The 7,097-nt window shown below is 44.8% G+C and carries 8 protein-coding genes; 2 read left to right on the top strand and 6 right to left on the bottom strand.

Annotation, left to right across the window (positions count from 1 at the left end; genetic code table 11):
* Positions 1-58 precede the first annotated feature (58 nt).
* A complete protein-coding gene (locus BLV87_RS19480) occupies positions 59-232 on the bottom strand; it encodes a hypothetical protein (protein WP_175517799.1) in 174 nt (57 codons plus the stop codon).
* Positions 233-321: 89 nt separating this feature from the next.
* Between BLV87_RS19480 and BLV87_RS15355 the strand changes: the two genes are divergently transcribed.
* Together BLV87_RS15355 and BLV87_RS15350 are read left to right on the top strand one after the other, a co-directional pair.
* Entirely contained in the window at positions 322-675 is a 354-nt protein-coding gene (locus tag BLV87_RS15355) for an EamA family transporter (protein WP_093070077.1), read from the top strand.
* Between the two features lie 144 nt (positions 676-819).
* The gene (locus BLV87_RS15350) at positions 820-1,056 is read left to right on the top strand and encodes a type II toxin-antitoxin system VapC family toxin (RefSeq protein ID WP_093070075.1); all 237 of its coding nucleotides are present in this window, start codon (positions 820-822) and stop codon (positions 1,054-1,056) included.
* A gap of 28 nt (positions 1,057-1,084) precedes the next feature.
* On the opposite strand, the gene BLV87_RS15345 is transcribed toward BLV87_RS15350, so the two are convergent.
* The 5 genes from BLV87_RS15345 to BLV87_RS15325 form a co-directional block, all read right to left on the bottom strand.
* Positions 1,085-2,977, bottom strand: a complete 1,893-nt coding sequence (locus tag BLV87_RS15345) for a UvrD-helicase domain-containing protein (RefSeq protein ID WP_093070074.1) — start codon at positions 2,975-2,977, stop codon at positions 1,085-1,087.
* Positions 2,970-5,267 carry an AAA family ATPase gene (locus BLV87_RS15340; protein WP_217630009.1) on the bottom strand — a complete coding sequence of 766 codons (2,298 nt, stop codon included), beginning with the start codon at positions 5,265-5,267 and terminating at the stop codon, positions 2,970-2,972. Before BLV87_RS15340 ends, BLV87_RS15345 begins: the two co-directional genes overlap by 8 nt.
* 147 nt (positions 5,268-5,414) lie before the next feature.
* The gene (locus BLV87_RS15335; RefSeq protein WP_245707053.1) at positions 5,415-5,858 is read right to left on the bottom strand and encodes a GNAT family N-acetyltransferase; all 444 of its coding nucleotides are present in this window, start codon (positions 5,856-5,858) and stop codon (positions 5,415-5,417) included.
* Positions 5,836-6,231 (bottom strand): lactoylglutathione lyase, encoded by a 396-nt coding sequence (gloA, locus tag BLV87_RS15330; RefSeq protein WP_093070070.1) that lies wholly within the window; start codon positions 6,229-6,231, stop codon positions 5,836-5,838. Before gloA ends, BLV87_RS15335 begins: the two co-directional genes overlap by 23 nt.
* An 85-nt stretch (positions 6,232-6,316) precedes the next feature.
* Positions 6,317-6,916 carry a flavodoxin family protein gene (locus BLV87_RS15325; RefSeq protein WP_093070069.1) on the bottom strand — a complete coding sequence of 200 codons (600 nt, stop codon included), beginning with the start codon at positions 6,914-6,916 and terminating at the stop codon, positions 6,317-6,319.
* Positions 6,917-7,097 lie beyond the last annotated feature (181 nt).

The raw sequence follows: 7,097 nt of genomic DNA, 5'->3' as shown, positions 1-7,097 counted from the left end.
AAACGTTTGTCCAGTCCCTGTGGACTAATGGGGAGCTGTTGGAAGGCGGCTGTCCGACTTAATCCATCCAATGTGCTGGCAGGATTGCCCATCCAGCCAAACACCAAGCTGCGGATGAAGTTCGAGCCGCTGAGTTTGCGCTGGCGTTGAATGAAGCCGCTTTTTTTGCTAACGCGTCCGCTTTTTCATACAAGATGGCTTGCAATGCGGTGGCTACTTTTGTCAGTATCAATGCGCGGTCTCCTTGTCGAAGTCGATCTATTCGGTGTGCAAAACTAATAGCCTACCAGAGAGGGAGACCGCTTTCGCGGGTTAAAGTTGATGCGTATAGGGGTGGATGATCCGCGCACCTCGCTGTTCTATACCTCGATTGTCGGCGCAGTGGTGCTGAGCTGCCTTATTCCGTTGTGGTGGAAAACGCCCGATGCGTTGCAATGGCTGCTGCTGATCAGCATGGGCGCGTTCGGGGCGATTGGGCATTTCCTGCTGATCAAAGCGTATACGCTGATCACCGCGTCGGAGCTGTCGCCTTGGCTGAATGCACAGGTGGTGGCAGCGACGTTATATAGCGTGTTTCTGTTTCAGGATGTGCTGGGGTGGAATTTCTTTGTGGGAAGCGGGCTGATCGTGGGCGCGGGGCTGCTGTTGTGGCTGCATAACCGGCGGGCAGCCTGAGAGCAAAAAGCACCCTTGTGTTTTATCCAAATACAGCCCAAAACTACCTTGTGTTTTATACTTTGCCGCCGGGTGGCTGTAGCGTATGCTGAAACAGCAATTCACATAAGGTCTGTGTGAATTTGGTAAACCAATCTCGAAGCCCTGAACAATTTCCTGTTGCCGTTCCGTATTGTGGATTACGATGAGTCCGCCTCCTTCCTGTATGGCGAACTGTGTGCTGATCTGGAAAAACGCGGTCAGCCGATTGGGTCACTGGATATGATGATTGCCGCCCATGCGCTGAGTCTGGATGTGCCGCTGGTGACGAATAACACCAAAGAGTTTGAGAGGGTTAAGGGGTTGAAGCTGGAAAATTGGGTGAACCAATGCCTACTTTAAATAGCAAATTATAGGGCTGTATCGCAGCTTAGACTACAATCACTTCATTTTCTTCAAACCAGCCCTTAGCTATTATCCTTGTTCTCAACAATTGAGGATTTTGAGAATATGCCACTAAAGCGAGGCTTTTTTCTGCACGTGTACAAGTTATATAGAAAAGTCTTTTCGTTTTATCTATTCCTGTCTCCTCCCCTTTAGTTAATTTTTCAATATCAGCTTTCGTTAGGGGTTTAACCTCAAACATTTTTTCATAGGAGAAAAGGAATCCCCCTGCTTCGTCATCATCCATCACTACCAAAACACGCTCAAACTCACGTCCTTTTACTCCTTGGTGAGTATCAAATGCTCCTGTTCCAGATACGTAAGTCTTATAAGCTTCAATTTGTTTAAAAGGAGTCTGCAAGAAGTTTTGAATTGCTTCCAGATTTGATATTTGCTCTTCCTCTTCGTTAAGATTGGTTTCAGGCTCATCTTCCTTTTGAAGGCTTTCTACTTTTTCTGCGAATGGCACGAGGCTCTGAGGAATAGGAAACAAATTATATTTAACAACGCATTGTAGAACATCGAAAAAACTAACATCTGGTCTTACGTCAATTACATCGATCATTTCTCTAATCGAATTTTTTAATATAGCAAGAGGATTTTCTTGTGTTGCTACAGCCTTCAAAAAGTCAGGGAGAAGTAGAGGAGATTTCATGCGACGGAGATGTGTCATGACAGCATGACCTGCACCTGCTTTTTCAAGTTGGTAGAGTGGAAGTACATATTCTGAGAATAATCGTACTGCTGGTAAGTCTCCACCACGTAGTGCAGTACTCAGACGAGAAGAAGCAGATAGAGCACCAAACATTGGTGCAAAGCCCATTCTCACCGCTGCCATCATATGTTCAAGCATAAGGTGTTTTACTTCTTCGGGATTGCTCCAAAGAGTGTCACCGGTTAACTTGGCCATATTTTCTCTTACAGCACATTCAAATTCAGGTTTGTTTGGTTTATTTGCGGATGCAATAAAAAAGCGAACATGTCCATCTGGCTTTCCATCAATAACTTTTTGTTCTTGATGGTCGTACCGAATGTCATTTGCTAATGCCACGATGCGACTTGGACTTCTACGATTCATCTTTTTGACTGGTGTAGCCCAATGTTTTGGGATATTTTGTCCTAGATCACTTTTGCCATCGCCATAAATCCGTTGCATCATATCGCCGATGAGACCTAATCCAAAATGACCTTGATGCTGCTTTTCAAGTGCAAATAAAGCATCAATAAGATATTTATTTGTGTCTTGGCTTTCGTCAATTAGAATGAATGGATAGCGATTAATAATAATCTGCTGAAAAGATGGTTTTGAAATTAAAAAATCAGCACAAATTTTAACAACTTCAGAATGTGACAAAGATGATTTGCCAATATTGTTACCATTAGGGTTATATGTAAACTCTTGCCGAGTGGAAAGCCAGTTTAGAAGATCAAGTTTATTGGCAATGCTTTTTTTCCGAGTGATGGATGCCATGCCAGAACGTCCTTTTGCTTCTTTTTGTTCAAGCTCAGCTATTTCGAGAGGTAACATTTCTCGTAACCAGTATCTAATATCATCATGAAAAGTTTTGATTTGAAGCCAACAAAAACTATGAATAGTGCTGATATGAAAAAGCGGATCACCTTTCACACGCTCAATAATTTCATCACAAGCGGCATTAGTGTAGGTGATTACCGCAACTTTTCTACCAGTTCTGCGAAATTTTGTTCCGTAAGTCTTCTCAAAGGTTTCGAGTCCTTTCACTAGTGAATACGTTTTTCCAGAACCTGCACCTGCATATAAAAAGAAGGATTTTGGAAGTTCTGGATTGAGGCATTCTTCAATTATATTATCTACTGCATCATCAGTATCTGGGTTTCCCGTCTCAACGATACTAACCATTTCCTTCTGCTCCACTATTCATTGCCAATAAAGTAGTTTCTTCTAATTTTTCTTCAAGCCATTTTAATCCGGCTTCAATATATGGTGGCGGAGATAGAGTGGAGCCATCTTTAATCTCGACTAGGCAATCAATTGCAAAGGCTGCTTTTTCAGCCTTATCAATGATTTCAAACAATTCAGCCTCAAGCTCATCACCTAACAATTTATCTCTAACTAAAGCAGAAATTTTGTTTGTAGTCGATGAGCCAGAAATATCTTTGAGAGCATCAAAGTTTGCATAAATCAAAGCATCTTCAAATGTTCTTGGTATTAATTTTATATTACTATCTTTATTTGTTGGGTCAGTGACAGGCTTTTGGTAAGCTATGTATAGATCATATTCATTTTCCGTGTGCATCTGATGCTCAGATTCTTTCAGGGAAAGTAAAGCATCAATATCTGTTAATGCTGGATGCCACTTTGTTAATGTGGGATTGGTTGTTACTTGTCCGCAACCGACCTTAGGTTTTGCCTTTCTAGTAACCACTCTGGTTTCTCCATCTTTCTTTTGTGTTTTCATGCCAGCATCTAAATCAGTAATTACGAGTGAAGTTAATCCTAATGCTTTTATTAAAGGCTTGAAGCGTGGGGCATTATTCCCCCCAAGATCAATCAAGCTGATATAACGTCGCCAGAGGTTTGGAAAATGATGGCGAATGAAATGTGGAACTAAAATTCGTTCCGCCTGCCCCTCTACAAATATAGCACCATCAGCAAAGAAAAGATCACAATCTGTAGCCTTTATATATCTTTTCACAAAACGCATGGTTTCTAAATCCTTGCCAAATACATTAGATAAGTTAATGATTGTTGACGTAGGTGAGTGGCATTGAGCTTCTGATGGAATACGTCGAAAATAACGGAGATTTGCGAAATCAACCTCATGCGCAACATGGCTTGAATGGGTACTAACTAATAATTGAGTTGAGTATGTGCTTGACTCGCCGAGATCAGGATGTTTGCGAAGAATGTCATAGGCTTTTTTGATAAAAACCTGTTGTACTTGTGCATGTAAATGAGCTTCAGGTTCTTCAATCATAACAAGTTGCAATGGGGCAATCTTAATATCTACTTCACTGCCTCCTTTGGGTTCAATCCAATCTTGCCTGAAACGCATCAGAAGAAAAGCCATTGCGATTAAATTTTGATACCCTAGACCAGCACAAGATTCAGGCAAATATCGCTCTTCTTGGCCGTCTTCCGGTTCATAAACCCTGTATTGAACAGCGGAACCATGATTCAGACCGTCCAAAGATTTAAACTTTGTATTTATTACTATGTTGGGATTGTTTATTCCGGGTATTCCAAGATCAGTTAATTCTTCAAATACAGAAGAAAATCCTGTTTTTAGGCGTCGATCAAATGCTTTTTCAGCAAGCTGTAATGCACTAAAAGCACGGATATCATCACCATTTATCTCATCTGTTGGCTCGACATGTTTGTCATAATAACTGCGAACATGATCTGAAAGCGTTCTAATTAATCGGTCAGGCTTTACATCGTCACTATCTAATGATGCGGAACTTCCTGATGAAAAATCACGCATGGCAGGTATTTCACGAATATTTATCAAACTCTTAAAAGGACTTCCTTCAATCTCCAATGCATCTTCCGACAAAGACTGTACGCAAGCTCTCCCTTTATTATCAGGAGTTACCAACTGTGTAGGGTCTAATGAATATGCTTTTAGTGTCAAATATTTTGATAAAGAGTTCTCTAGGAATTCGACTAAATTCTTAGGTTCAATAGATGGTTTTTGTTCATCTGGCGCTTCATCCTCAATTTTCTTTGCTGCTAATCGTTTTTTAAGATAGTCTGCTTTTAGCAGATCAATATCGCTAACTTCAAACTGCAACCGTACTCCAATTGCACCACCTGACCAATCAATGCTGGGTATAATATGAACGACATGATGAATTTTGACAAGTGGAACATCGAGCCAAACATCTAATAGAGGAAGAAAGTCATTTAAGTTATGTTGAGGGTTATCCCTTTTTTCCCAATCAGCTCCAATCCGATCAATTCCAGACCAGTTTTGAATAGAAATATCTCTAATATCAATACTTTTCGGAGAAAGAAAAAACTTCCTCAAAGCAATCATTGCAGATGTTTTTCCGCTGTTATTGGCTCCAACTAGTAGTGTTTTCTCTCTATCAAAGTCAATACGGCAGCTTTGCAACTTTCGAAAATTTTTAATTTCTATAAAATCGATTTTCATCGCTTTATGCTTGGCAACTATTTGATTTTGCATGGAAAGCCCACTTACATCGTTTGACACTGTGGACGCCAATTTACCATCAAGCCAGAAAATTAGCCAGCATCATGCGGACTACATTTTTCTTATCGAAAAAGTAGTGAATGGTGCGGGAAGATCAGCAATGCCTCTTTCGAGTACCAATCAAGACTTCAAACTTTGATCCCCATCCAGCACCCAACAACGCGGCATCTGCGTATACCCAATCCGCCCGTAATACGCATTCGCCGCCGGAGCCGCAATCAGTATCAGCTTGCAATGCCTGCCCAATTGCTGCTGGGTGAGGATTTGCAATTGTTTGCCGATGCCCTGCCGCTGGTAGTCTTGGTCAACCGCCAGATCAGACAGGTAACAGGCGTAATGGAAGTCGGTCATAGAACGCGCCACGCCCACCAGTTTATCGCCATCCCACGCTGTCACCAGCAGGTTGCTGTTGTTCACCATGCCTTCCATGCACTCGCGGTCGTCGATGGGGCGGCGTTCGCCCAAGGTGGAACGCCGCAACACGTCGATGAACTGCTCTACCGCAACAGGCGCGTTGACCTTGTAGCGGATCATGCCCGCCTCAACCACGCTGATGCTTCTCACCAATCAGCTCAATCTGATAACCATCCGGGTCTTCGAGGAAGGCGATGATGGTCGTACCCGCATTCATCGGCCCGGCTTCGCGGATGATCTTGCCGCCCGCTGCCCGCATTTTCTCGCAGGCGGCGTACACATCCGGCACTTCCAGCGCGATATGCCCAAACGCCGTACCCAGTTCGTACTGATCCACGCCCCAGTTGTAGGTCAGTTCCAGCACGGTCTGGTCGGTTTCGTCGCCATAACCGATGAAGGCAAGAGTGAATTCGCCCGCCGGGTAGTCCTTGCGGCGCAGCAGTTGCATACCGAGGACGTTGGTGTAAAACGCAATCGAGCGTTCCAGATCGCCGACGCGCAGCATGGTGTGAAGGATTCGCATGGTGAAACTCCTGAAAATACGATCTGCCCATTCTGCCCCGATCAAGCGGTGGCAGCAAATCTACCTTGCCTATGTCGGGGCAACGTCACAGCAATTTCAGCGCCAGTGCACTGGCCTTGCGTTGCACGGATTCCGGCAGGTTGACGTGCGGTTCCTGACTGACCAGCCCGGTAAACAGCTTGCCGACGGGGGCAGCGCCGATAACTTGTGCGGTTTGTTTCAGTTGCGGCAACGTGCCAAATACCCAGCGCCCCAGCAGGCCGGGTGCGGCAGAAGAAGCCACCAGCACAGCTTTTTTCTTGGGCAACCCGGCTTTGCGGTTTTTGGGGGCGTGCGCACCCCAAGGCCAGTAGGCGTACATCACCAGCCGTTCCATGAAACGCTTGAACAGCGCCGTCACGCCACCGAAATTGGTGGGGGAGGCGAGGATGTAGGCATCGGCAGCTTCAATCTTGTCCACCAGCGCCTGCATCCCGTCGTGCTGGACGCACTTGCCCGGCGCTGTTCCCGGCTGTTGGGTGCATTCGCGGCAGTTCAGGCAGAACTCAATCGGGTAATCACGCAAGCTGATGGTTTCGCAGCAGGCGTCGTGGGCGTGCAGGGTGTCTGCCATCAGCGCGAGCGTCTGGTCAGTTACACCGTTGGGGCGGTAGGAGCCGTTGATGATGAGGATTTTTCGGGGCATAGCACATCCCTCCTGTGTGGATATTGCCAGTGTAAGCCAGTACGCATGACAGCGGGGTGACAAAAGGCATCAACTCAGTTGCTTAATGTTGCGTGGTGTCATCGGGCGCTTATGAGAATTATGTTGTCGCAAAATGGCGTAATTTTTGCATTGGTCTTATATTAGCCGTTGCTTATAACAA

This window comes from Thiothrix caldifontis (assembly GCF_900107695.1).
Lineage (GTDB): Bacteria > Pseudomonadota > Gammaproteobacteria > Thiotrichales > Thiotrichaceae > Thiothrix > Thiothrix caldifontis.
Note: the sequence above shows the minus strand (reverse complement) of the source record. Positions and strands in the feature narration are given on the sequence as shown.

What these genes read in the sequence shown, in the direction of transcription:
- BLV87_RS15340 (WP_217630009.1), bottom strand. Translation starts at nt 5,267, where the DNA reads ATGCAAAATCAAATAGTTGCCAAGCATAAAGCGATGAAAATCGATTTT.
- BLV87_RS15355 (WP_093070077.1), top strand. Translation starts at nt 322, where the DNA reads ATGCGTATAGGGGTGGATGATCCGCGCACCTCGCTGTTCTATACCTCG.
- BLV87_RS15325 (WP_093070069.1), bottom strand. Translation starts at nt 6,916, where the DNA reads ATGCCCCGAAAAATCCTCATCATCAACGGCTCCTACCGCCCCAACGGT.
- gloA (WP_093070070.1), bottom strand. Translation starts at nt 6,231, where the DNA reads ATGCGAATCCTTCACACCATGCTGCGCGTCGGCGATCTGGAACGCTCG.
- BLV87_RS15345 (WP_093070074.1), bottom strand. Translation starts at nt 2,977, where the DNA reads ATGGTTAGTATCGTTGAGACGGGAAACCCAGATACTGATGATGCAGTA.